The sequence below is a fragment of the Microbacterium dauci genome, from assembly GCF_030065535.1.
GTDB lineage: Bacteria > Actinomycetota > Actinomycetes > Actinomycetales > Microbacteriaceae > Microbacterium > Microbacterium dauci.
In genome coordinates this window covers 1-22793 of the sequence record NZ_JASJND010000009.1, presented here as the reverse complement: position 1 = coordinate 22793, position 22793 = coordinate 1, and the positions used below count along the sequence as shown (strand labels likewise).

General features: G+C 69.9%; 23 protein-coding genes. 17 read left to right on the top strand and 6 right to left on the bottom strand.

Features of this window, described 5'->3' with window-relative positions; genetic code table 11:
* Positions 1-13: 13 nt before the first annotated feature.
* Positions 14-1075, top strand: a complete 1062-nt coding sequence (locus QNI14_RS13980; RefSeq protein ID WP_283717239.1) for a hypothetical protein — start codon at positions 14-16, stop codon at positions 1073-1075.
* A gap of 39 nt (positions 1076-1114) precedes the next feature.
* Positions 1115-2128: a non-homologous end-joining DNA ligase gene (gene ligD / locus QNI14_RS13975; protein ID WP_283717238.1), complete on the top strand. Its 1014-nt coding sequence runs from the start codon at positions 1115-1117 to the stop codon at positions 2126-2128.
* Here the strand turns inward: ligD and QNI14_RS13970 are convergent, their stop codons facing one another.
* Both QNI14_RS13970 and QNI14_RS13965 read right to left on the bottom strand, forming a co-directional pair.
* Positions 2129-3307 (bottom strand): AI-2E family transporter, encoded by a 1179-nt coding sequence (locus tag QNI14_RS13970; protein ID WP_283717237.1) that lies wholly within the window; start codon positions 3305-3307, stop codon positions 2129-2131. It lies immediately after the preceding gene.
* Positions 3308-3353: 46 nt separating this feature from the next.
* Positions 3354-4394, bottom strand: coding sequence for an ATP-dependent DNA ligase (locus tag QNI14_RS13965; RefSeq protein WP_283717236.1), 1041 nt, complete (start codon positions 4392-4394; stop codon positions 3354-3356).
* A gap of 138 nt (positions 4395-4532) precedes the next feature.
* Between QNI14_RS13965 and QNI14_RS13960 the strand changes: the two genes are divergently transcribed.
* Entirely contained in the window at positions 4533-5111 is a 579-nt protein-coding gene (locus QNI14_RS13960; protein ID WP_283717235.1) for a bactofilin family protein, read from the top strand.
* A gap of 52 nt (positions 5112-5163) precedes the next feature.
* Here QNI14_RS13960 and QNI14_RS13955 read toward each other — a convergent pair whose 3' ends face one another.
* A complete protein-coding gene (locus tag QNI14_RS13955) occupies positions 5164-6399 on the bottom strand; it encodes an acyl-CoA dehydrogenase family protein (protein WP_283717234.1) in 1236 nt (411 codons plus the stop codon).
* A 95-nt stretch (positions 6400-6494) separates the two neighbouring features.
* Between QNI14_RS13955 and QNI14_RS13950 the strand changes: the two genes are divergently transcribed.
* The gene (locus QNI14_RS13950; protein WP_283717233.1) at positions 6495-7652 is read left to right on the top strand and encodes a pyridoxal phosphate-dependent aminotransferase; all 1158 of its coding nucleotides are present in this window, start codon (positions 6495-6497) and stop codon (positions 7650-7652) included.
* 25 nt (positions 7653-7677) lie between these two features.
* On the opposite strand, the gene QNI14_RS13945 is transcribed toward QNI14_RS13950, so the two are convergent.
* Positions 7678-8340, bottom strand: coding sequence for a TetR/AcrR family transcriptional regulator (locus QNI14_RS13945; protein ID WP_283717232.1), 663 nt, complete (start codon positions 8338-8340; stop codon positions 7678-7680).
* 63 nt (positions 8341-8403) lie between these two features.
* Positions 8404-8904, bottom strand: coding sequence for a small multidrug efflux protein (locus tag QNI14_RS13940; RefSeq protein ID WP_283717231.1), 501 nt, complete (start codon positions 8902-8904; stop codon positions 8404-8406).
* Positions 8905-9058: 154 nt separating this feature from the next.
* Here QNI14_RS13940 and QNI14_RS13935 point away from each other — a divergent pair, with 154 nt between their 5' ends.
* The 5 genes from QNI14_RS13935 to sucD all read left to right on the top strand — a co-directional run bounded on the left by QNI14_RS13935 (position 9059) and on the right by sucD (position 13853).
* Entirely contained in the window at positions 9059-10255 is a 1197-nt protein-coding gene (locus QNI14_RS13935; protein ID WP_283717230.1) for a sensor histidine kinase, read from the top strand.
* Positions 10252-10854, top strand: a complete 603-nt coding sequence (locus QNI14_RS13930; protein ID WP_283717229.1) for a response regulator transcription factor — start codon at positions 10252-10254, stop codon at positions 10852-10854. Before QNI14_RS13935 ends, QNI14_RS13930 begins: the two co-directional genes overlap by 4 nt.
* Positions 10855-10857: 3 nt before the next feature.
* Positions 10858-11610 (top strand): phosphotransferase, encoded by a 753-nt coding sequence (locus QNI14_RS13925; protein ID WP_283717228.1) that lies wholly within the window; start codon positions 10858-10860, stop codon positions 11608-11610.
* A gap of 136 nt (positions 11611-11746) precedes the next feature.
* Positions 11747-12913 carry an ADP-forming succinate--CoA ligase subunit beta gene (gene sucC / locus QNI14_RS13920; RefSeq protein WP_283717227.1) on the top strand — a complete coding sequence of 389 codons (1167 nt, stop codon included), beginning with the start codon at positions 11747-11749 and terminating at the stop codon, positions 12911-12913.
* Between the two features lie 37 nt (positions 12914-12950).
* Entirely contained in the window at positions 12951-13853 is a 903-nt protein-coding gene (gene sucD / locus QNI14_RS13915; protein WP_018188891.1) for a succinate--CoA ligase subunit alpha, read from the top strand.
* 200 nt (positions 13854-14053) lie between these two features.
* Here sucD and QNI14_RS13910 read toward each other — a convergent pair whose 3' ends face one another.
* Entirely contained in the window at positions 14054-15460 is a 1407-nt protein-coding gene (locus QNI14_RS13910) for an NCS2 family permease (protein WP_283717226.1), read from the bottom strand.
* A 37-nt stretch (positions 15461-15497) separates the two neighbouring features.
* On the opposite strand from QNI14_RS13910, the gene QNI14_RS13905 reads away from it, so the two are divergent.
* From QNI14_RS13905 to QNI14_RS13870, 8 genes are all read left to right on the top strand, one after another.
* Positions 15498-16913, top strand: a complete 1416-nt coding sequence (locus tag QNI14_RS13905; protein ID WP_283717225.1) for a cell division protein PerM — start codon at positions 15498-15500, stop codon at positions 16911-16913.
* 9 nt (positions 16914-16922) lie between these two features.
* Positions 16923-17510, top strand: coding sequence for a phosphoribosylglycinamide formyltransferase (purN, locus tag QNI14_RS13900; RefSeq protein WP_283717224.1), 588 nt, complete (start codon positions 16923-16925; stop codon positions 17508-17510).
* Between the two features lie 14 nt (positions 17511-17524).
* Complete coding sequence (gene purH / locus QNI14_RS13895) at positions 17525-19132, top strand: bifunctional phosphoribosylaminoimidazolecarboxamide formyltransferase/IMP cyclohydrolase (RefSeq protein WP_283717223.1); 1608 nt, start codon at positions 17525-17527, stop codon at positions 19130-19132.
* Positions 19133-19254: 122 nt separating this feature from the next.
* On the top strand, positions 19255-19953 hold the full coding sequence (locus tag QNI14_RS13890; RefSeq protein WP_283717244.1) for a WXG100-like domain-containing protein: 699 nt from the start codon (positions 19255-19257) through the stop codon (positions 19951-19953).
* Positions 19954-20170: 217 nt separating this feature from the next.
* On the top strand, positions 20171-20608 hold the full coding sequence (locus QNI14_RS13885; protein ID WP_283717222.1) for a hypothetical protein: 438 nt from the start codon (positions 20171-20173) through the stop codon (positions 20606-20608).
* A 36-nt stretch (positions 20609-20644) separates the two neighbouring features.
* Positions 20645-20941: a hypothetical protein gene (locus QNI14_RS13880; RefSeq protein ID WP_283717221.1), complete on the top strand. Its 297-nt coding sequence runs from the start codon at positions 20645-20647 to the stop codon at positions 20939-20941.
* Positions 20942-20966: 25 nt separating this feature from the next.
* Complete coding sequence (locus QNI14_RS13875) at positions 20967-21635, top strand: hypothetical protein (protein WP_283717220.1); 669 nt, start codon at positions 20967-20969, stop codon at positions 21633-21635.
* Complete coding sequence (locus QNI14_RS13870; protein ID WP_283717219.1) at positions 21632-22723, top strand: hypothetical protein; 1092 nt, start codon at positions 21632-21634, stop codon at positions 22721-22723. The genes QNI14_RS13875 and QNI14_RS13870 overlap by 4 nt, the downstream gene beginning before the upstream one ends.
* The last annotated feature ends 70 nt before the right edge of the window (positions 22724-22793 follow it).

Genomic DNA, 22793 nt, shown 5'->3' with positions numbered 1-22793 from the left:
GTACGCTGAAGACATGGCACTGTTCTCCCGCCGCCCGAAGCCGCCGTCCGACGAGCCCGCCGAGGTGCCGGTCGACGCAGACACCACGGTCGACGGCCTGCAGGGAGACGTGTCCGCAGCCGTCGCGGCTGCCGAAGCGGATGCCGCGCCGGCTGAGCCCGTGCCGCACGTGCCGATCTCGATGTCGACGTACGGCAAGCCCGCCCGGCCGGCTGCGCCGCCCGCGGCATCCGGCCCGCCGCTGCCGAAGGTCCCCGCCGAAGGGCCCGCGCGGACCGAGGCCCGCAAGGGCATGCCCGACAACACGCTCGCGCTGCAGTCGCTCGCGAACCTGTCGGAGCAGCCCGAGAACGCCGAGATCCTGAACGTCATGCGGCAGTCGCTCCAGGGGACGCTGTACCTGCGCATCCTGGGCGACGCCCGCGCGCAGTTGAACAACGGGGAACCGCTGCGGCTGGCCATCTCGACGCTCGGCGACAAGCGGTTCCTCCTCGCGTACACCGGTGCGTCCGGCATCCAGGCGGGTGTCGGTGTCGACCCCGACACGCAGACGTCGGTCCTCGGACAGCCCGCCCAGACCGTCCTGAAGAACACCCTCGACGCCGGATACGACGGGCTCATCCTCGACCACGCCGGACCCGGGCGACGCATCGTGCTGACGACCGCGCTCATCACCCGGTCGCTCGAGCAGGCCGATCCCGAGTTCACCATCAAGAACCTGCTCGCCGACACCCGCACCGACGCGACCGCACGCTACGTCGTCGAGGCGCTCGGGAAGGTCCCGATCCACATCGCCGCCGGCACGCGTGGCGACGGCACCCTCGGCATCGCCGAGGCACGCGGCGGCGACGGCACCCGGTACCTGCAGGTGTTCTCGCACCCGCTCGAGGTCCTCGCGCTGGGCCGAGACGACCGCCCGGCCCCGATCACGCCCGCGCAGCTCGGCACCGCGCTCGCGGGCGATCCCGGCCTCACCGGCGTCCTCGTCGACGCGGCGGGGCCGTGGATCCGCCTCGACCGAGCACAGCTTGCACCGATCATCGCGCTCGCCGAACCCACGGTTCCGCAGGGCTGAGCCTGTCGCCGCGGCATCCGCTCGACCTAGGGTGTTCGCATGGCGTCCGAGCGCATCACCCTGACCCTGCCCGGCGGGCGCGAGCTGTCGCTCTCCAGCCCCAACCGCGTGGTCTACCCGCAACTCGGGGTGACCAAGCGCGAGCTCGCCGAGTACGTCGTGACCGTCGCCGAGCCGTTCCTCCGCGCGAACGGGCACCGGCCGATCTCGCTCGAACGATTTCCTGACGCCGTCGACGGCGAAAGCTTCTTCTCGAAGAACCCGCCGAAGGGCACGCCCGACTACGTCGACCAGGTCATGTGCACCTACAACAGCGGGCGACGACATCCGCAGGTCGTCCTGAACGAGCCCGCGGCGATCGCGTGGGCCGTGCAGATGAACACCGTCGTGTTCCACCCGTGGGCGTCGCTCGCCGACAACACCGACAACCCCGTCGAACTGCGCATCGACCTCGATCCCCAGCCGGGGACCGACTTCTCGGATGCCGCGGCCGTCGCACCCGTGCTCCGCGAAGTGCTCCGCGAGGCCGGGCTCGAGCCGTGGTTGAAGACCAGCGGCAACCGCGGCCTCCACGTCTTCTGCCCGATCGAACCGACGCACGAGTTCCTCGACGTGCGGCACGCGGTGATCGCCGCAGGCCGTGAACTCGAACGGCGGATGCCGGATCGGGTGACGACCGCCTGGTGGAAGGAAGAGCGCGGCGAGCGCGTCTTCATCGACTTCAATCAGGCGAACCGCGACCGCACGATGGCCGGCGCCTATAGTCCTCGCGCGCTCCCGGCCGGGACGGTCGCGACGCCCATCACGTGGGAGGAACTCGAGGCCGGCGTCGATCCGACCGCGTTCACGGTGCGCACCGTGCCGCAGCGCCTCGACGAGATCGGCGACCCGTGGGAGCATCTGCAGGCATCACCGGGTCGCGTCGACACGTTGCTGGACTGGTGGCAGCGCGACCTCGACGCGGGACTCGGCGAAATGCCGTTCCCGCCCGAGTTCCCGAAGATGCCGGGGGAGCCGCCGCGCGTGCAGCCCTCGCGAGCGAAAAAGGACTGATCAGCCGGCGGCGACGGTGTCGACGCGCTCCTCGGGCTTCGGCTTGCGCCGGGCCCAGCGGGCGGGGGTGTCGGGTCCGTCCCACACCTGGATGACGCCCCAGGCGGCGGCCGTCAGCGGCACGGCGAGGATCGCGCCGACGATGCCCCCGAGCACGGTGCCGATCGTCAGGGCGATGAGGACGGCGAAGGCGTGCAGGCGCATCGACCGCCCCATCAGCACCGGCTGCAGGAAGTTGCCCTCGAGCTGGTTCACGGCGACGACGATGCCGACGACGATGAGCGCGATGACCCAGCCATGGGTCACGAGCGCGACGAGTGCGGCCAGGATGCCGGCGAGCGTCGCACCGACGATCGGGATGAACGCCAGCAGGAAGACGAGGACCCCGAGCGGGATCGCGAGCGGGATCTGCAGGATGAGCAGGCCCGCGGTGATGCCGATCGCGTCGACGGCGGCGACGGCGGCGGTGCCGCGGAGGTAGGCGCCGAAGGTCTGCACCGTCTTGTGGCCGACGCGCACCGCGCGGTCGTACTGGTCGCCGCGGAACGGGCGGAGCAGGAACTCCCAGAGGTTCGGGCCGTCCTTGAGGAAGAAGAAGAGCGTCACGATCATCAGGACGAGTCCCGTGATGAAACTCGCGACGGCGCTGACGCCGGCGATCGCGCCCGAGCCGAACTGCGCGCTCGTCAGGAAGTCGGTCGCCGTGGCGATCCACTCGTCGATCTGCGATTGGTCGATCTCGAACGGCAGGGTCTGGACCCACGCCATCAGGCTCTCGAACCCGCGTTGGGCCTTCGCGGCAAGATCGCTCCACTGGTCACGGACGGCAGCGACCACGAGCCAGCTCACCCCGCCGAGCAGCAGCACGACGCCGAGGAGGGTCAGCAGCGTCGCCCACAGCGAGGAGATGCCGCGCCGTCGCAGCCATGACATGACCGGCGCTGCGGCCGACGCGAGAATGAGGGCGAGCAGGACGGGGATGACCACGACGGTGAGCTGTAGCATCCCGAGGATCACGACGGCGGCGACGCCGACCACGATGATCGCCTGCAGTGATCGCGTGGCGAGCGTGCCGAAGGCGTCTCCCCAGAGGATCGCGGGCTTGCCCGCCTGCTGCACGCGCAGCGGCCTGCTGTCGTCGAGTCGCACCGAACGGGGGGAGGAGTCGAACAGGCCCATGGTGCGACCCTAGACGACCGTTCCGAGCGGATGCCGGGGGTTGACGTCAGTCCAGGACGTCGCCCAGGTCGTAGGCGCGAACCGCCTCCAGTTGGTCGAAGGTGCACGACGCCCCGTCGCGGTCGGGGCGCCACCGTTGGAACTGGACGGTGTGCCGGAACCGGTTCCCCTCGAGCTGGTCGTAGCCGACCTCGAGGACCCGTTCGGGGCGCAGTCGCACGAACGACACGTCCTTCGCCCCGGCGAATCTCGACCGTTCGCCCTCTCCGGTCACCGCTGCGCCATCGTCACCCCGGACGACCAGCGGCGCCAGCTCGTCGATGAGCTCCAGGCGTCGGGCATTGCTCCACGCGGCGACACCGCCGACCTGGCGCAGCTCGCCGTTGTCGTCGTACAGCCCGACGAGCAGCGACCCGACTCCCGAGCCGCTCTTGTGGATGCGGTAGCCGAGCGCCACGACGTCCGCCGAGCGCGCGTGCTTGATCTTGAACATCGTGCGCTTGCCGGGGGCGTACGGCTGCGCGAGGGGCTTCGCGACCACGCCGTCGAGCCCGGCGCCCTCGAACTCCGCGAGCCAGCGCGTCGCGACCGCGGCGTCCGTCGTCGTCCGGGTCAGATGGATCGGGTGCGGCACATCGTTCAGCAACGACTCGAGCGCCGCCCGTCGCTCCGCAAAGGGCAGGTCTTGCAGGCTCCGGTCGCCACGAGTGAGCAGGTCGAATGCGACGAACATCGCGGGGTACGCCTCGCTGAGCATCTTCACCCGGGATGCCGCGGGGTGGATGCGCTGCGACAGGATCTCCCACTGCAGCCGCTGCGCACCCGGTTCGCCGTCGGCCACAACGATCTCGCCGTCGAGCAGGCAAGGTTCGGGGACGAGCAGCGAGATCGCCTCGACCAGCTCGGGGAAGTACCGGGTGAGCGGCTTCGAACCGCGGGAACCGATCTCCACCGACTCTCCGTCCCACGCGATGAGCGCCCGGAACCCGTCCCATTTCGGTTCGAAGCTGAGCCCGCCGGGCGTCTTCGCGGGGTCGGGGACGGCGGGGACGGACTTCGCGAGCATGGGTGCCGGGATGTCGTACATGCGCCCATCCTGCCCGGCCCGGTAGCACCTGGGTAAGAGGTGTCTCACGCCCCGTTCATCCAGGCCTCACGCGGAGTCGGTGAAGTGGGAACCGGCCGGAGGACCGCTCCGCACCACACCTGACAAAGGGATGAGATCATGCACACCAAGTACCGCATCGTCGCACTGGGCGCGGCTGCCGGACTCCTGCTCACCGCTGTGCCGCTCGCCGCACACGCCGACGAAATCGTTCGACACGGGTCGTACACCGTGTCGAAGGGCAAGACCATCGACGACGACCTCACGGTCCGCAGCGGCACGCTCACCATCTACGGCACGGTCAAGGGCAACGTCAAGCAGACGGGGAACGGCAATATTCGCATCATGAGCACCGGCAAGGTGGAAGGGAACGTCGCCGAGGGTGGCTCGGGCGATGTCCAGATCTGGGGCGAGGTCAAGGGCAACGTCTCCGAGGGCTCCAGCGGCACCATCCGCGTCGAGCGGGGCGGTGACGTCGAGGGCAACGTGTACGAGAAAGACTCCGGGTCGGCGCGCATCAGCGGTTCGGTCGACGGCAACGTCGAGGAGTCGAGCACCGGCGAGGTCGCGATCGGATCCCGCGCGCGCATCGACGGCAACGTCTACGAGAAGAACGACGGCGACATCATCCTCCACCGCGGTGGGAAGGTCGAAGGCGACATCTCCGAGAGCGGCAACGGCAAGCTCATCCGTCGCTGACGATTCGTCGAACGGGCGATGCCGCTCCCCGGGGCATCGCCCGTTCGGTGCGTCAGGCGAACGCGCCGACGCCGGTGATGTCGCGGCCGAGGAGCAGCGCCTGCACCGACTCGGTGCCCTCGTAGGTGTGGATCGCCTCGATGTCGGCCATGTGCTGCATGACGCCGTGCTCGAGGAGGATGCCGTTGCCGCCGAGCAGGTCGCGGGCGGTCGATGCGATGCGTCGCGCGGCACGCGTGTTGTGGAATTTCGCGAGTGACGCCTGCGTCGGCCGGAGTGCACCGGATGCCTCAAGGTCGGCGAGTCGGCGGCAGTAGAGCTGCATCGCGGTGAGGTCTTCGAGCATCACCGCGAGCCGCTCCTGCACCATCTGGAACTTCGCGAGCGGCTTCCCGAACTGCACCCGCTGCTGCGCGTACTGCAGGGCGGCTTCGTAGCAGGCGGTCGCATGCCCGAGCGCCGACCAGGCGACGCCCGACCGCGTCGCGAACAGCACGGTCGAGGCATCCTTGAAGGTACGCGACCCGGGGAGGACGGCATCCAGGGGAACCCGCACGTCGCGCAGCGCGATGTGCGCCTGGTAGATGCCGCGCAGCGACGCCTTGCCGGTGATGACGGTGCCGGTGTAGCCGGGCAGATGCTGCTCGACGAGGAAGCAGCGGACGGCGCCGTGATGCTCGTCGCCGTCGGCGTCGACGCGCGCCCAGACGAAGGTGATGCCGCCGGCGGCGCCGTTGCCGATCCACTTCTTCGCGCCGCGGATCACCCACTCGCCGCCTTCCCGGCGGGCCGTCGTCTCGAGCGAGACGGAGTCGGAGCCGTGGTCGGGCTCGGTGAGCGCGAACGCGGCGGGCACACGGTTGCGGGCGACGTCCGTGAGCCAGCGCTCCTGCTGCGCATCGCTGCCGAAGAGGGCGAGCGTGCGGAGCGCCAAGCCGCCCTGTACTGCGAGCACCGTGCCGAGCGACCCGTCGCCGCGCGACACCTCCATGTTGACGAGCCCCGCGGCCAGCGGAGAGAACCGCGTCACCGCATCGTGCTCGACCCCGTCATTCAGCAGATCGAGCTCGCCGAATCGGCGCGCGATGTCCATCGGGTACTCGGCCGCGTCCCATGCGGCGCGCATGCGGTCGCCGACCTCGTCGACGAACCCCTGTGCGCGTTGCCACACCTCGCGGTCAGCGGTCGGGATGTCGGCGAAGACCGCGTAGTAGTCGGTGCCGAGACGGCCGAGCACGTCGTAGTGGGTGACCGTCTCGCCGGGCAGGACATCGTCGTCGAACGTCATGCCTGCACTCTACGCCGATGAGACGCAGTCCCGCCACTTGCGGTACGCGGTATCACCGGAACGGCGGCGCCATCGGACGGCCGTACCCTGAGATCGTGCCCGACCTCAGTGCTCACGTGTCGACCGTTCCGATCAGCGGCATCCGCCGGCTCTACGAAGCCGCGCTCGAACTCGACGACGTGCTGTTCCTCGCCGTCGGAGAGCCCGATGTGCCGGTGGCGCCGCACATCGGCGCGGCCGCGAAGGCGGCGTGGGACGCCGACCTGACGAACTACACGGCGAACGGCGGCATCCCACCGCTCAGAAGGGCGTTCGCCCGACGGTTCGAAGCCGACCACGGGGTCGCACTCGACCCCGCTCGCGTCTGGGCGACCGTCGGCGCGACGCAGGCGCTGCACCAGGCGCTCGGGCTCATGCTCGACCCCGGTGACGAGGTGCTTGTGCCCGACCCCGGCTACACGACCTTCTCGATGAGTCCGCGCATGCTGTCCGCGGTCCCGGTTCGATACGAGCTGCACGAGGATGCCGCGTTCCTCCCCGAGGTCGACCGGCTCGAGGCGCTCGTGACGCCGCGCACGAAGGCGATCATCGTGAACTCGCCCTCCAACCCGCTCGGGACGGTGCTCGATGCCGAGCGGGCGCTCGCCGTCCTCGAGTTCGCGGAGCGCCACGACCTGTGGGTCCTCAGCGACGAGGTCTATGCCGAGTTCACGTGGGACCGTCCGCACGTCAGCCTCACCGCACTCGACGACCAACGCACCGGCGGGCGCCGCGTCGTCGGGGCGTTCTCGCTCTCGAAGACGTACGCGATGACCGGCATCCGCGTCGGTTTCCTCGTCGCGCCGCCGGAGTGGGACCTCGCGCTCCGCACGGCGCAGGAGGCGATGATCTCGTGCCTCGACCTGCCGTCGCAGCACGCGGGCATCGCCGCGCTCAGCGGCGACCAGACCCACGTCCACGAGGCGAAGCGGCACTACCGGGGCAACCTGGACGCCGCGACGGCGCTGCTCGACGAGCGCGGCATCCGCTATCGCACGCCCGACGGTGCGTTCTACCTCTGGATCGACGTGCGACACGCCTCGAACGGCGACGTCGCGGCGTGGGCGATCGACTTCCTCCGCGCCGAGCGGGTCGCCGTCGCGCCCGGGTCGGCGTTCGGGCCGAGCGGCGAGGGATGGATCCGGGTCTGCGTCGCCGCGACCCGCGACGATCTCCTCACCGGCCTGTCGCGGCTGCCCGCGCCGGTCGCCTGATCGTCGTCAGTGCAGCTCGCCCACGTCAGCGCAGAGCAGTCAGTCGGCGGGCGACCTCGGCGGCCGGCATCCGCTTCGGGAAGGTCATGACGACCACGTCGTCCTCGCGCGGCGTCTCACCGTCGGGGTGCACGCCGAACCGATGCATGAGCTCGTCGTAGGCGTCGGTGAGGACGGATGCCGGGACGCGCTTCGTCCCGCGCAGGAGCCTGCGCAGCACGTGGTTGTGCACTGCGGTGACCATCGCGGCGAAGGCGACGGCGTCGATCGGGTCGAGTCCCGGGAGCGCTGCCCGGAGGTAGTCGTCGAAGAGGCGCTCGTAGCGGAAGACCGTGACGATCTCGCGGTCGCGGAGCGTGGGGACCTGTCGGACGACGGCGTAGCGACGGCGGGCGAGCTCGGGGTCTGCGGCGAAGTGGCGGAAGACGATGACGGATGCCTCGCAGACGGCCGCCCACGGATTCTCGTGGGCGGCGGCGAGGTGTTCGCGGATGCGGGTCAGCAGGGCGTCGTGGTCGGCGAAGACGACATCGTCCTTTCCGCCGAACTGACGGAAGAAGGTCGACCGCGAGACACCGGCGGACTGGGCGATCTGCTCGACGGATGTCTGCTCGTAGCCGTTCTCCGCGAACAGTTCGAGCGCGGCGGCGACCACCGTGCTGCCTGCTGAACGAGCGTCATCGACCATGCAGGAGAGCCTACTGTCGCCGGTGACTCCGGTGTCGTTTCTGCCCGGGCGACCCCGCCGCGCTCAGAGCGCGGCGGCGATCACACCGGTGATGATGAGGGTCACGAGAGTCGTCCAGAGAACGATCGCGGCGCCCTGCCAGAACAGCACCGTCCGCGTCGGGACGCCGGTTCCCTTGAGGGCGGCCGCGGTGAACTGGGTCGGCAGCAGCAGCGGGCCGAGCAGGCTCACGCCCGGCGTGCCGTACCGGTGGTACGCGGCCTGGAACTTCTGCGAGCGCGCGGACGTCGGCTTCTCACCCGCGCCGGCACGCGTCGTCACAGCCGTGCGCACCCGTGCCGTGACCAGGACCACCACCGCGACGCAGAGGAAGTTCCCGACGGCGGCGGCGATGGCCGCAACGACCGGGTGGATGCCGCCGATGATCCCGATCGCGGCAGCGCCCTCACCCTCGATGAAGGGGACGGCGCCCGCGAGGGCGACGATCAGCGGCTGCACGAGATCGGGCATCTGCGCGACCAGGTCCTGGAAGCCGGCGACGAGATCGGAGACGGGGTTCGACATGGTGTCCTCTCGGGAGGCGGCGACCGGATCTCGTATCGCCGTGTTCCCATCCCATCGGCGGCGGGCCCCCGCCGGCAGTGTCGGGGTGTCACCTGTGCGGGGGAGGTTCCACCGACTGAGGGGTGACATTCGTCATGGCCGTACTGTGGCCGTTGTGAGCAGCCCCGATCCCACGCCCTCGCGGAGTGCGGCGTCCCTCGCCCGCGGCGTCACGGCGACCGGCTGGTACATCGCGACGTCGATGGCCTTCTTCCTGGTCGGCACGCTCTTCGTGTGGGGTGTCGTCGTCCTCTTCGCCCGAGGTGGGTGGCGAGCACCGGTCACGCTGATCGGCTTCCCGCTCCTGTCCGCGATCGTGGTCGCCGCCACCGTGGTCCTGTTGGTGCGATACCGCCGAGACGGCGACCTCGACGACGCGGACCGGCCTTCCTGGCGTCGGCGATTCCTGTCCGTTCCGGTGATCGCCGGAGTCGTGTCCTCGATGATCCTCGGCGCCGTCGCCGAGTCCGCACTGCTGGGCGCCTCCCTCGTGGGCGCCACCCTCTGCGTCGTCCGTTGGGGACCCGGCATCCGCTGGCGTGGGGTGGTGCTGCTCGAGGCGGGCCTGGTCGTCCTGTGGTTCCTCGAGCTGGCGCGCCCCACTCCCGGGAGTGACGCCTTCCTCCTCGCTTTCTTCGCGATCATGCTGCCGGCGACGCAGGCACTCTCCCTGTGGTCGTGGGACGTCGTCCTGCAGCTCGACAGCGCGCGCCGCACCGAGGCGCGCCTGGCCGCGGTGCAGGAACGCCTGCGCCTGGCCAGTGACCTGCACGACCTGCAGGGACACCATCTGCAGGTCATCGCCCTGCAGCTCGAGCTGGCCGAGCGGATGATCGCCCGTGACCCGGATGCCGCCGCCGACCAGATCCGGCTGGCTCGGAACTCCGTCGACGAGGCCCGCGAGGGGACCCGCGCCCTCGCGGGACGGTTTCGCGGCGTGCCGCTGCCCGACGAGCTCGCCAACGCCGCGGACCTCCTGCGGGCGGCCGGGCTCGAGGTCGAACTCGACATCTCGGATGATGCGGCGGACGCACCCGCCGACCTGCTCGGGCCTGTGGTGCGCGAGTGCACGACGAACGTCCTCAAGCACGGCGGCGGGCGGTGGTCGCGGCTCGGATTGCGGCGGGACGGAGACATCTGGGTGCTGAGCGTGGCCAACGACCCCGGACCGGGCTCCGCCGTCGGCGCGGGAGCGGGGCTCGCAGGGATCGCCCACCGGATCGGTGCGGTCGGCGGGCACGTCACCCATACCCGCGATGACGAGCGCTTCGACGTGCTCGTCACCGTTCCCGCCGGGGGAGGCACACGATGATCCGCGTCCTGATCGCCGACGACGAGGACATGATCCGCACGGCGCTCGCCGCGCTCCTCGCGCTCGAAGATGACATCGAGATCGTCGCGGAGTGTCGAGACGGCGAGAGCGCCGTCGAACGCGCACTCGAGTTCCGTCCCGATGTGTGTCTGCTCGATCTGGAGATGCCGGGGATCGACGGCGTCGAGGCGGCGTCGCGCATCCGCCAGCGCATCCCCGCGCGCTGCGTGGTCGTGACCCGGCACGCGCGGCCCGGTGTGCTCCGGCGGGCGTTGAGCGCCGGAGTCGACGGCTTCATCCCGAAGTCGCGCCGCGCGGAGGACGTCGCCGCCGTCATCCGCGACGTCGCCGCCGGTCGACGCTACGTCGACCCCGAGATCGCGGCGGACGCGCTCAGCGATGAGCGGTGTCCACTGACGGACCGCGAGCTGGATGTGCTGCGCGCGGGAGCCCGGGGCGAGACGATCGCCGAGATCGCGGCATCCCTCCACCTCTCACCCGGCACCGTCCGCAACCACGTCTCGTCAGTCCTCGGCAAGCTGGGCCTCGCCACGCGCCAGCAGGCGACGATCACGGCACGCGAACGCGGCTGGATCTGACGGATGCCGCACGAAGAGCCCCTCGCGGGCGGCAACGCGAGCGGGGCCGTCGTCCGCATCGGCGACACGGTGCGCAAGCCGTGGACGGCGTCGACGCCGAGCGTCATCGCCTACGTGCGGGCGCTGCGAGCGGCGGGTGTCGACGCGCCCGAACAGCGCGGGCGGGACGATGCCGGGCGGCAGATCCTGGAGTACGTCCCCGGTGAGCTCGCGATCGGGCGCGGGCCGATGTCGGCGGGCGAGCTGCGGCGCGTGGGCGCGATGGTGCGGGCCATCCACGACGCGAGCGCCGCGTACGCGGTACCCGCCGACGCCGTCTGGGAGACCGCGATCCCGGCGCCCGGCGCCGAGCTCGTGTGCCACAACGACCTCGCCCCGTGGAACCTCGTCGTCGGCGAAGACCGGTGGGTCTTCATCGACTGGGATGCGGCCGCCCCCAGTACACGGCTGTGGGACCTCGCCTATGCCGCGCAGGCGTTCACACTCAACGACACCTCGGTCGTCGCCGCGGAGGCGGCGCGCGGACTCGCCGCCTTCGTCGAGGGCTACGGCGCCGAGGCTCGGCTCCGCCGCGAACTGCCCGAGGCGATGGCGCAGCGGACCGCCGCGATGCACGACCTCCTCCGGACATCGCACGAGGCCGGCGCCGAGCCGTGGTCGTCGTTGTTCGTGGACGGGCACGGTGCGCACTGGCGGAAAGTGACGGCCTACGTCGAGCAGCACCGGCGGGTCTGGCGCGCCGCACTCGAGCGCTGAACGCACCCCCGTCGAACGAGGGTGCTCCCGCGCGGGGCACTCAGGCGCGGGTAGTAGGCTTTTCGACCGGGCGATCTCTCGACATCGAGATAATTCCGCGCCCGTCACCCCCACCGTCGCCCAGCGAAGGATTGCAGTGGACCTTTACGAGTACCAGGCACGAGACCTGTTCGAGAAGTACGAGGTGCCGGTGCTCGCCGGCATCATCGCCGACACCCCTGAGGAGGCGAAGGCGGCGGCCGAGAAGATCGGCGGTGTCGTCGTCGTCAAGGCTCAGGTCAAGACGGGAGGTCGCGGCAAGGCCGGCGGCGTCAAGGTCGCCAAGACCCCCGACGAGGCCTACGCGGCAGCCGAGGCCATCCTGGGCCTCGACATCAAGGGCCACGTCGTCCAGCGCGTCATGGTCGCGCAGGGCGCCGACATCGCCGAGGAGTTCTACTTCTCGGTGCTGCTCGACCGCTCGAACCGCTCCTACCTGAGCCTCTGCTCGGTCGAGGGCGGCATGGAGATCGAGGAGCTCGCCGTCGAGCGTCCCGAGGCGCTCGCGCGCATCGAGGTCGACCCGCTGCAGGGCATCGACAAGGCGAAGGCCCTCGAGATCGCCACCGCCGCGAACTTCCCCGCCGAGCTCGTCGAGAAGGTCTCCGACGTCTTCGTGAAGCTCTACGACGTCTACAAGGGCGAGGGCGCGACCCTCGTCGAGGTGAACCCGCTCGTCCGCACCGGCGCCGGCGACATCGTCGCCCTCGACGGCAAGGTGTCGCTCGACGACAACGCGAGCGAGGTGCGCCACCCCGAGCACGAGGAGCTCGAGGACAAGGGCGCCGCAAACCCGCTTGAGGCGAAGGCCAAGGCATCGGGCCTCAACTACGTCAAGCTCGACGGCCAGGTCGGCATCATCGGTAACGGCGCGGGCCTCGTCATGTCGACGCTCGACGTCGTCGCCTACGCCGGCGAGAACCACGGCGGCGTCAAGCCCGCCAACTTCCTCGACATCGGTGGCGGCGCGAACGCGCAGGTCATGGCGTCGGGCCTCGACGTCATCCTCGGCGACGAGCAGGTCAAGAGCGTCTTCGTGAACGTCTTCGGCGGTATCACCTCGTGCGTCGCCGTCGCAGAGGGCATCGTCAAGGCGCTCGAGATCCTGGGCGACGCGGCCACGAAGCCGCTCGTCGTCCGTCTTGATGGCAACCAGGTCGAGGAGGGTCGCGCGATCCTCGCGGAAGCGAACCACCCGCTCGTCACGCTCGCCGCCGGTATGGACGAGGGCGCCGACAAGGCCGCCGAGCTGGCGAACGCCTGAGACGCGCCGAGACTACTGAGATACAGGGACCACAGACATGTCTATCTACCTCAACAAGGACTCCAAGGTCATCGTCCAGGGCATCACCGGTGGTGAGGGCACCAAGCACACCGCCCTCATGCTGAAGGCCGGGACGAACGTCGTCGGCGGCGTCAACGCCCGCAAGGCCGGCACCACCGTCACGCACGAGAAGCCGCACGAGGGCGAGGTCGAACTCCCCGTCTTCGGCTCGGTCGCCGAGGCGATCGAGAAGACCGGCGCCGATGTCTCCATCGCGTTCGTGCCGCCCGCCTTCACGAAGGACGCGATGATCGAGGCCATCGACGCCGAGATCCCGCTGCTCGTCGTCATCACCGAGGGTGTGCCCGTCGGCGACACCGCCGAGGCGTGGGCCTACGCGAAGAGCAAGGGCAACAAGACCCGGATCATCGGCCCGAACTGCCCCGGCATCATCACCCCGGGCGAGGCGCTCGTCGGCATCACGCCGGCCAACATCACGGGCAAGGGACCGATCGGCCTCGTCTCGAAGTCGGGCACCCTGACCTACCAGATGATGTTCGAGCTCCGCGACCTCGGATTCTCCACCGCCATCGGCATCGGCGGCGACCCGGTCATCGGCACGACGCACATCGACGCCCTCGAGGCGTTCGAGGCCGACCCCGAGACCAAGGCCATCGTCATGATCGGCGAGATCGGCGGCGACGCCGAGGAGCGCGCGGCCGACTACATCAAGGCGCACGTCACGAAGCCGGTCGTCGGCTACGTCGCCGGCTTCACCGCTCCCGAGGGTAAGACCATGGGCCACGCCGGCGCCATCGTCTCGGGCTCGGCGGGCACCGCGCAGGCGAAGAAGGAGGCCCTCGAGGCCGCCGGCGTCAAGGTCGGGAAGACCCCTTCCGAGACCGCCGACCTCATGCGGGCGATCATCGAAGCGCTCTGACGCGACGAACGCGAAGAGGGTCGGATGCCACGCGGCATCCGACCCTCTTCGCGTTCCGCGTCATCCCTCGCGTCGGCGTAGGTAGTCACACCCATCCCCATCCGCGAGACAGCAGTGGCAGCCCGAGACATCGGTTCACGACCAACGTCTCGGGCTGTGCCTGCTGTCTCGCGGTCAGTGCTGACAGCGGATGCCGCGGGTCAGGCGCCGAGGAGCGTTTCGAGCGGGCCGCGGGCGAAGTACACGACGAAGCCGGCGGCGACGACCCAGAGCAGCCAGTGGACCTGCTTCGCGCGGCCGGAGAAGGCGTTGAGGACGACCCAGCTGATGAAGCCGGCGCCGATGCCGTTCGCGATGGAGTAGGTCAGCGGCATGACCGTCGCGGTGAGGAACACCGGCAGCAGGACGTTGAAGTCCGACAGGTCGATGTTCTTGATCTGCGTGAGCATGAGCGCTCCGACGAGGACGAGCGCCGCCGCCGCGACGAAGCCGGGTACGAGGCCGGTCACCGGGGTGATGAACATCGCCAGCAGGAAGAGCGCACCGGTGACGACGTTCGCGAGGCCCGTGCGCGCGCCTTCACCGATGCCGGAGCCGGATTCGACGAAGACGGTCGCGGACGATGACGAGGTCCCACCACCGACGACGGCCCCGACACCCTCGACGATGAGCGCGGACTTGATGCGCGGGAAGTTGCCGCGCTCGTCGGCGAGGCCCGCTTCGCGGGCGAGCCCGGTCATCGTGCCCATGGCGTCGAAGAAGTTCGTGAACACCAGCGTGAAGACGAACATGATCAGCGCGACGATACCGACGCGGCCAAGGTCGAAGCCGAAGTCCACGGCGCCCACGAGGCTGAGGTCCGGTGCTGCGAAGACACTCGCCGTGAGTCCGAAGTCAGCGACCGGGGTGAAGAGGTTCACGATCGCCGCGAGCACCGTGCCTGCGACGAGAGCGATGAGGATCGCCCCCTTCACCCGCAGTGCCATGAGGATGCCGCCGATGAGGAGCGTCGCGATGAACAACAGCGTCGCGGGCGAGGTGATCGAGCCGCCGACGCCGAGTTCGAGGGGTGTGCCCTCGGCCGGGTTCACGAAGCCGGCGTTGACGAAGCCGATGAACGCGATGAAGAGGCCGATGCCGACCGTGATGGCGAGCTTCAGCTGTACCGGGACGGCGTCGAAGATGAGCTTCCGGAGCCCGGTCGCCGCGAGCAGGACGATGATCAGACCGTTGATGACGACGAGCGCCATCGCCTCGCCCCACGTGACCTGACCGACGATCGAGAACGCGACGAAGGCGTTGATGCCGAGCCCCGCCGCGAAGGCGAAGGGGAGGCGGGTGACGAGGCCGAAGAGGATCGTCATCACACCGGCCGTCAAGGCGGTCGCCGTCGCGACGGCCGAGTGCGCGAGGGTGACGCCGTCGACGTCTGGCGTCGAGAGGATCGCCGGGTTGAGGATCACGATGTAGGCCATCGTCACGAAGGTGACGACGCCACCTCGCACCTCGGTGCCGAGGGTCGACCCGCGGCGGGTGATCTCGAAGAAGCGGTCGAGGCGCCCGAGCGCCCCGTTGGTCGTGGAACTGGCGTTCGGGGTGGTGCTCACCGGTCCGAGGGTACTCCGACGGTAGGGTCGGTTCGGCATGAACCGCCTGCTCGTCTCCCTCCTCGCCGCCTTCGACGCGGTCATCGTCGTCGCCGTCGGGCTCGCCATCGTGCTCGCGCCGATGACGTTGCTTTGGGTGTTCGGCGTCGGAACCGAGGCCGACTGGGCGGCGCTGTGGCCCGCCGGTGCGACCGTGTGGCAGCTCGGCCACTTCGTCCCCGTTGCCGTGACGCTCCCCGAGGAGCTGGTGGTCCTCAGCGGACTGCCGACGGATGCCGCGGCGTTCACCGTCTCGCTCGCACCGCTCGCCCTCGCCGTGTTCACCGCCGTCTTCGCGTATCGCTCCGGTGCTCGGGCGGCTCGGGCCGGGGCCTGGGCGACCGGCGTCGGCACGGGAGGCCTCGTCGTCGCCGCGCTCGCGGCGGCCGTCGCGCTCACCACAGCGACCCCCATCACGACCGTGCACACCGGCTGGGCGATCGTGTTCCCGGCGCTCACCTACGTCGTGCCCGCGCTCGTCGGCGCAGTCGTCCGTGCCTGGGACGAGGGCGACGACGGCATCGTCGACATGGTCTCTGAGCGCATCCCCGACGACGTGCAGGACGGGATCGACGCCGGAGCCCGCGGCCTCGCGATGAGCCTGGTGGGCGTCGTCGGGCTCGGTGCCCTCGTGCTCGCCGTCCTCTTCGTCGTGCGCGGCGGCGAGGTGGTCGCGCTCACGCAGGCCGCGCACGCCGACCTGCTCGGCGTCGTGATGCTCTCGCTCGGAGCCCTCGTGTACCTCCCGACGCTCGTGGTCTGGTTCGCGGCGTTCGCCGCCGGTCCCGGCTTCGCGGTCGGAGCCGGCACGGCGGTGTCCCCGGCGGGGACGAACCTCGGCGTCCTGCCGGGAATCCCGGTGCTGGGTGTCGTCCCCGAGTCGACCTCCACGTGGACACTGCTGCTCGCCCTCCTCGTGGTCGGCTTCGGTGCGTTCGCGGGCTGGACGGCGCGCAGCGCGCTCGCGCACGATGGCACGCACGATCCGCTCCGTCCCCGACTGGTCGCGCTCGGCGTGATGGTCGTCGGCTCGGCACTCACGGCCGTGGTCCTCGCCTGGGCGGCGCAGGGCTCGCTCGGTCCCGGCAGGCTCGCTGACGTGGGCCCGGAGCCGGGGGTGTTCGCGCTCGCCGTCGGGATCGAGGTCGGCATCGGTGCTGCGGTGCTGCTGCTGTCGCCACGCGGGATGGATGCCGCGTCGAGCGAGGTGACCACCGCGCCGGTCGACACCGCCGCGCCGGTCGCCACCGCTGTGCCGACCGACACCGACGAGCAGTCCACCGACGTGCTCGACGACCTCGTGCTCCCCGACGACAGCACCTCGTCGAGCCACCCGACGTCGCCGGACGAGCAATCGACCGACGTGCTCGACGACCTCTTCGGCCCCAACGGGCGCCCGTCGCCGCCCCGCTAGACTGGGTCGGTGCTCACGGTCGCCGTCCTCATTTCGGGCACGGGTTCCAATCTGCGCGCCCTGCTCGACGCCGCCGCCGACCCTTCGTTCCCGGCTCGCATCGTCGTCGTCGGCGCCGACCGACAGGCCGACGGGTTCGCCCACGCCGAGCACTACGGCATCCCCACGTTCATGGTTCCGTTCCGCGAGTTCGAGTCGCGCGAGGACTGGGGTGACGAGCTCCTCGCGCAGCTGGACGTCTGGCAGCCCGATCTCGTCGTCCTGAGCGGCCTCATGCGCCTGCTGCCGGCCGCGGTCGTCGACGCGTGGGCGCCCCGACTCATCAACACGCACCCCGCCTACTTGCCCGAGTTCCCCGGTGCCCACGGCGTGCGCGACGCGCTCGCCGCCGGCGCGACCGAGACCGGCGCCAGCGTCATCGTCGTCGACGGCGGCGTCGACACGGGCCCGATCCTCGCGCAGGAACGGGTGCCCGTCCTGCCCGCCGACACCGAGCACACGCTGCACGACCGCATCAAGCCCGTCGAACGACGCCTGCTGATCGACGTGGTGCGCCGCGTCGCGACCGGCGACCTCGACCTCACCGCCATCGCCTGACCCGGAGGAACCTCATGGCCGGACCGCAGATCGACCCCGCCCTCTACCGCACCCGCGACGTCGTCCCGGTTCGCCGTGCGCTCGTCTCGGTGAGCGACAAGACCGGCCTGCTCGAACTCGCGCAGGCGCTCGGCGCCGCGGGCGTCGAGATCGTGTCGACCGGCGGATCAGCCGCGCTGCTGCGCGAGGCCGGCCTCGAGGTGAAGGACGTCGCCGAGATCACCGGTTTCCCAGAGTCCCTCGGCGGTCGCGTGAAGACGCTGCACCCGAGCGTCCACGCGGGGCTCCTCGCCGACCTCCGCCTCGAAGACCACGAGACCCAGCTCGGCGAGCTCGGCATCGAGCCGTTCGAGCTCGTCGTCGTCAACCTCTACCCGTTCGTCGAGACCGTGGCATCCGGTGCGCAGGGTGACGCCGTCGTCGAGCAGATCGACATCGGCGGTCCCGCGATGGTGCGCGCATCGGCGAAGAACTTCGCGAACGTCGCGATCGTCGTGTCGCCGGAGTCGTACCCGGCGATCATCGAGTCGCTCGCGCAAGGTGGCACGAGCCTCGCGCAGCGTCGCGAGCTCGCAGCGCGCGCGTTCGCGCACACCGCTGCGTACGACCGCGCGGTCGCGACCTGGTTCGCCGAAGAGACCCTCGTCGACGAGGGCGACCTGCCGCAGCACCTGACGATCAAGGCCGAGCGCCTCGCGACCCTCCGCTACGGCGAGAACTCGCACCAGCGCGCCGCCATCTACTCGCGCATCGGCGGGCACGGCATCGCGCAGGCGACCCAGCTCCAGGGCAAGGAGATGTCGTACAACAACTACGTCGACGCGGATGCCGCGCTCCGCGCCGCGTTCGACCTCGTGAAGCCCGCCGTCGCGATCATCAAGCACGCGAACCCCTGCGGCATCGCGATCGGCGCCCCGCAGGCGCTCGACCCGATCGCATCCGCGCACCTGCGCGCCCATGAGTGCGACCCGGTGTCGGCCTTCGGCGGGGTGATCGCCGCGAACCGCACCGTCACGCTGAAGATGGCCGAGAACCTGCGCGACATTTTCACCGAGGTCATCGTGGCGCCGGGCTTCGAGCCCGAGGCGCTCGAAGTCTTCAAGCTCAAGAAGAACCTGCGTGTCCTCCAGCTCCCGGCCGACTGGCGGCAGGAGCCGATGGACGTCCGCCTCGTGTCGGGCGGCCTGCTGTTGCAGGACGCCGACCGCTTCCCGAACGAGATCGAGTCGCTCGTCGACGGCTGGCAGCTCGTCTCGGGCGAGCGTCCCGCCGACGAGGAGCTCAGCAACCTGTCGTTCGCGTGGAAGAGCTGCCGCGCCGTGAAGTCGAACGCGATCGTGCTCGCGAAGAACTCCGCCACCGTCGGCATCGGCATGGGCCAGGTCAACCGTGTCGACTCGTGCCGCCTCGCGGTCGAACGCGCCGGTGACCGTGCCGCCGGCTCGGTCGCGGCATCCGACGCGTTCTTCCCGTTCGCGGACGGCCCGCAGGTGCTCATCGACGCGGGGATCACGACGATCATCCAGCCCGGCGGTTCGGTGCGCGACCAGGAGGTCATCGACGCGGCGCAGGCCGCCGGCGTGACGATGTACTTCACCGGGGAGCGGCACTTCTTCCACTGAGCCCGCTTCCACGGAGCCCGGGCGCGGCGAATCATAGCGCGAACCGCCACGGGGACTTCTCCCCATCGAAGATCGGACTGCAGTTCGCATAGGGTCTTCGGCAGGAGGTGCGCGCCGTGGGAATGATGTTGCCGAACGAGCTCATCTGGGTGATGGAGAAGCTCGGATTCGAGTGGCCCGATATCGACGAGGACGAACTGCGTCGAGGTGGGCAGATGATCTCGACGTTCACCGACGAGCTCGAGGGCAAGCTCCAGGCGATGGACCGCAAGGTGAACGGCGATCTCGCCGCCGCCATGCGCGGCCAGGCTGGTCCTGCGTACGTCGGGGCCTGGAACACCAACCGCGCGCAGAACCTGCAGCGGCTCATGGACTTGCTGGGCCCCGTGCCGACCGGGATCGACATCGCCGCCGGCGCCGTCACGGCGCTGAAGGTCAAGGTCATCATCGACGTGACCTCCACGATGATCACGCTCGTCGCGATGCTCACGAACCCCATCACGGCGGCCGGCGCCGGCCCCATGCTCCTGATCAAGAAGAAGCTGCTCAATGCCGCGGTCGACATCGCTGTCGAGCAGGTGCTGAACCAGGTGCTGCCCATGGTCATCGAGCCGCTGGCCGAAGAACTGCCGGGTGTCATCATGGCGGCACTCGACTCGCCGATCGTCGAAGCCGTCGCGGGCGACCCCGAGGAGTTCTACGCCGATCTGCAGGCTCTCGAGGCCGCGCAGGGCGAGATGGAACAGCACGCCACCGATGTCGAGACGTTGACCGAGCGGCTCATGGCCGACCTCGCGACGCTCAACATCGGAGGCGACTGATGCCCGTACGTGCGGGGGAGTGTGCGCGATGAAGATGGGCAGCGAGGTCATCCGACCGCTTCTCAATGCGCTCGACGGGGTACCGGTGCACTTCCGGCAGCTCGGCGGGATGTTCCGGCGGCACGGTCAGCGGCAGAACCGCACGACGAACACGGTGGACGGACTGGATTCGATCGACACGACGCCGCCCGTCAGCGGGGGGAGTGGGCGACCGGGGTTGGACGTCGACGGCACTGGGAGCGGAGCGAGGCCGGGCTTCAACGCAGACGGCTCGGTGAATCCCGCTGACTTCGTGACGCCGCGCGACGGCGCGTACTACTGGTCGGGGATGTATCCGCGAAACGGTCAGGAGATCGCCGGGGAGATCGCCGGGGGCAACGGCGCCACCACGCTGGAGATGCTGATCGAGTCACGCGGTATCGAGATGCCGGAGTGGGATGCCGACAATCCGGCGACCGTGGAGACCTGGACGCGCGTGTCCGAGGCGTACGCCGCCGGCGCGTCCGGCGAGGTTCGCGCGGTCCTCGGTGACAACCTGCGGCCGAACGCGGTGTGGTTCACCGAACTCGAACGACTGCAGAACAACGACGCGGTCACCCAGATCATCCGGGTACACCCGGATACGTTGGTGGAGACGGTGATCTGGCCGGATTGACCGCGCCGCAACCCGACCACACAGTGAGGACACACCATGGATGCAACGCTGAGCGACGCGATCGTCGCGTACCTGGCCAAGGGGCGGTCGCCGTTCCCGAAGTCGGACGCGGATGCGGTCGCGCCGGAGGCGCCGCCCGCACAGCGCGAGGCGCTCATCGCGGCAGCGCAGGCCATCATCGAAGAGTGCCTCGCCGTCGACGTGGACTGGAACTCGCACTCCCTGTCCGAAGGGGGGCGTCGCGCACAGGCGGTCATCGCTGAACGTCACCCCGAATTGACGCCGGAGGCCCTCGAGGCCCTGTACTGGGCCTTCACGTACAACTGGCGATGACTGGACGCGAGAGGGGAACATCACGATGAGGATCGGCAGTGAGGTCATCCGGCCGCTGATGCGGTCGGTCGAGGACATGCCGATCCATGTTCGACAGATCGCGGACATGTTCCTGAAGCACAGTAAGCGGCAGGACCTGACGGGGAACCACATCGATGCACTCGATCGCGTCGACGGTGGGTGGCGGACCGACACCGATTGGACGCCGAACTCACTCGTCGATGCGGGGAATGGCCACCGTCCGGACCCTTCGGACTACCTCACCGACGACTACGTCGCTCAGCACCTCCAGCGCTTCGAGGGCGGTGCGACTCGCTTCTACACGGAAGCGAACCTCAATCGGTACGGCCCAGGGAACGGCGGCACGACATTCGTGTTCCCCACCTCCGAGGTCGACGACATCATCGCGGAGGCGAACGGCGATCCCGGTCGACTCGGTGAGTTGCTCGGACTCGGTGAGAACTTCTTCAGAGGCGGCCCGATCGTCCGAGCTGATTTCACGCCGGACGAGCTCTCGAGCGGAACCTTCCGTCTTCCTTCGGGAAATGAGGGAGGCGCCAACGAGCGCTGGATCCCCAGCGGGTACCTCCCGGAAGGCATCCCCGAGATCGTCTTCGACGTCCACCCGGGTGCAACCAACACCGATTGGTCGGTCGGCGGCACATGGGGGTCGTTCGCCGAGTTCACCCCGTGACGGACGTGAGATACCCGAAACGCTTCGAGATCTACCGGCTCGAGGCGCTCGGCGACGACCCGTACTTCTCGCTGGACGACGCGGCGACCCGCTTCGAATCGGGCCAGCTCGTCACGGTGGTGCCGGACACGGCGGTGCTGTGGCGGCTCTCCATCTCGGCGAGCCGATTCCCCTATGACGGTGGACGTCGGTTCACGTTGACGCACTTCACCGCGGGGAAGACCCCGCTTCGCGAGGTGCGATGGGAGTCGGACGGCGGCGCCCTCGTCCGCCGGAGCACGCTCGATATGTTCTATCCGGAGGGTGACCCGGGGCGACGCGTGCCGTATGCCGCGATCATCACCGTCCACCAGCAACACTTCACCGACGGCATCCTGCAGGTGCGCCGCTCGTCGCCGATCGACGAGGACCGTTTCGTCGAGGTGGCGGTGCGTCCCGGCGGCGATCGGATCGACGCGCCGGCGTTCGGTGCCTGGGGAGCGCTCGTCGAGGCATCCGCTCCGGCGGACGTGCAGCGGTTCGGCCTCGACGCGATCGACGCCGCTGACGCCTACGTGGTCGAGCTCGCCTCGCAGGGCGAGCCCGTGCTCGGAGGCTCGCGGTGGCGGAACGCAGCCGGTGCCCGCGAAATCATCGACGCGGTCGAGGCGCTCGCCGCCGGCGCAGACCCGATCACTCAGCTTCCGCGCATTGAGCGCGGTGAGGCCACGATTCTGCCGATTTCTGCGCAGGGCGGGGCCGACGTCGACGCCGCGGAGGAGCGCGAAAGGATCGCAGCGGCGGCCGGCGAGATCCGGGGCGAGCTCGAGTACCGCCACGGGCAGCAGATCACGTTCGAGCTCGACCGCGCGGGTCGCGACAGCGTCGCCGCCTACGCGACGGCGCTGCGCGCGGCGGGGGCGACGGCGGCGTCGTGGTGGGTCGCCGACGGTGCCGGCGTCGCGCTCGTCCACAGCGGCGACGCCACCACGCGCGACCTGACGCTCGCGGTCCACGTCGTGCCCGCATCGTGGGTGTCCGATCGGCGCGCGACCACAGGAATCGACGTGCCGCCGCTCGACTGGTCTCGGGCGGACATCGAGAACTAGGGCGTGTCTGACAAAGGGCCTGCTCATGGGCCATGGTGGCTGTTGGGGTAAGCGGTCGCTCGCTGTGGTG

What these genes read in the sequence shown, in the direction of transcription:
- QNI14_RS13980 (WP_283717239.1), top strand. Translation starts at nt 14, where the DNA reads ATGGCACTGTTCTCCCGCCGCCCGAAGCCGCCGTCCGACGAGCCCGCC.
- ligD (WP_283717238.1), top strand. Translation starts at nt 1,115, where the DNA reads ATGGCGTCCGAGCGCATCACCCTGACCCTGCCCGGCGGGCGCGAGCTG.
- QNI14_RS13970 (WP_283717237.1), bottom strand. Translation starts at nt 3,307, where the DNA reads ATGGGCCTGTTCGACTCCTCCCCCCGTTCGGTGCGACTCGACGACAGC.
- QNI14_RS13965 (WP_283717236.1), bottom strand. Translation starts at nt 4,394, where the DNA reads ATGTACGACATCCCGGCACCCATGCTCGCGAAGTCCGTCCCCGCCGTC.
- QNI14_RS13960 (WP_283717235.1), top strand. Translation starts at nt 4,533, where the DNA reads ATGCACACCAAGTACCGCATCGTCGCACTGGGCGCGGCTGCCGGACTC.
- QNI14_RS13955 (WP_283717234.1), bottom strand. Translation starts at nt 6,399, where the DNA reads ATGACGTTCGACGACGATGTCCTGCCCGGCGAGACGGTCACCCACTAC.
- QNI14_RS13945 (WP_283717232.1), bottom strand. Translation starts at nt 8,340, where the DNA reads ATGGTCGATGACGCTCGTTCAGCAGGCAGCACGGTGGTCGCCGCCGCG.
- QNI14_RS13940 (WP_283717231.1), bottom strand. Translation starts at nt 8,904, where the DNA reads ATGTCGAACCCCGTCTCCGATCTCGTCGCCGGCTTCCAGGACCTGGTC.
- QNI14_RS13930 (WP_283717229.1), top strand. Translation starts at nt 10,252, where the DNA reads ATGATCCGCGTCCTGATCGCCGACGACGAGGACATGATCCGCACGGCG.
- QNI14_RS13925 (WP_283717228.1), top strand. Translation starts at nt 10,858, where the DNA reads ATGCCGCACGAAGAGCCCCTCGCGGGCGGCAACGCGAGCGGGGCCGTC.
- sucD (WP_018188891.1), top strand. Translation starts at nt 12,951, where the DNA reads ATGTCTATCTACCTCAACAAGGACTCCAAGGTCATCGTCCAGGGCATC.
- QNI14_RS13905 (WP_283717225.1), top strand. Translation starts at nt 15,498, where the DNA reads ATGAACCGCCTGCTCGTCTCCCTCCTCGCCGCCTTCGACGCGGTCATC.
- purH (WP_283717223.1), top strand. Translation starts at nt 17,525, where the DNA reads ATGGCCGGACCGCAGATCGACCCCGCCCTCTACCGCACCCGCGACGTC.
- QNI14_RS13890 (WP_283717244.1), top strand. Translation starts at nt 19,255, where the DNA reads ATGATGTTGCCGAACGAGCTCATCTGGGTGATGGAGAAGCTCGGATTC.
- QNI14_RS13880 (WP_283717221.1), top strand. Translation starts at nt 20,645, where the DNA reads ATGGATGCAACGCTGAGCGACGCGATCGTCGCGTACCTGGCCAAGGGG.
- QNI14_RS13875 (WP_283717220.1), top strand. Translation starts at nt 20,967, where the DNA reads ATGAGGATCGGCAGTGAGGTCATCCGGCCGCTGATGCGGTCGGTCGAG.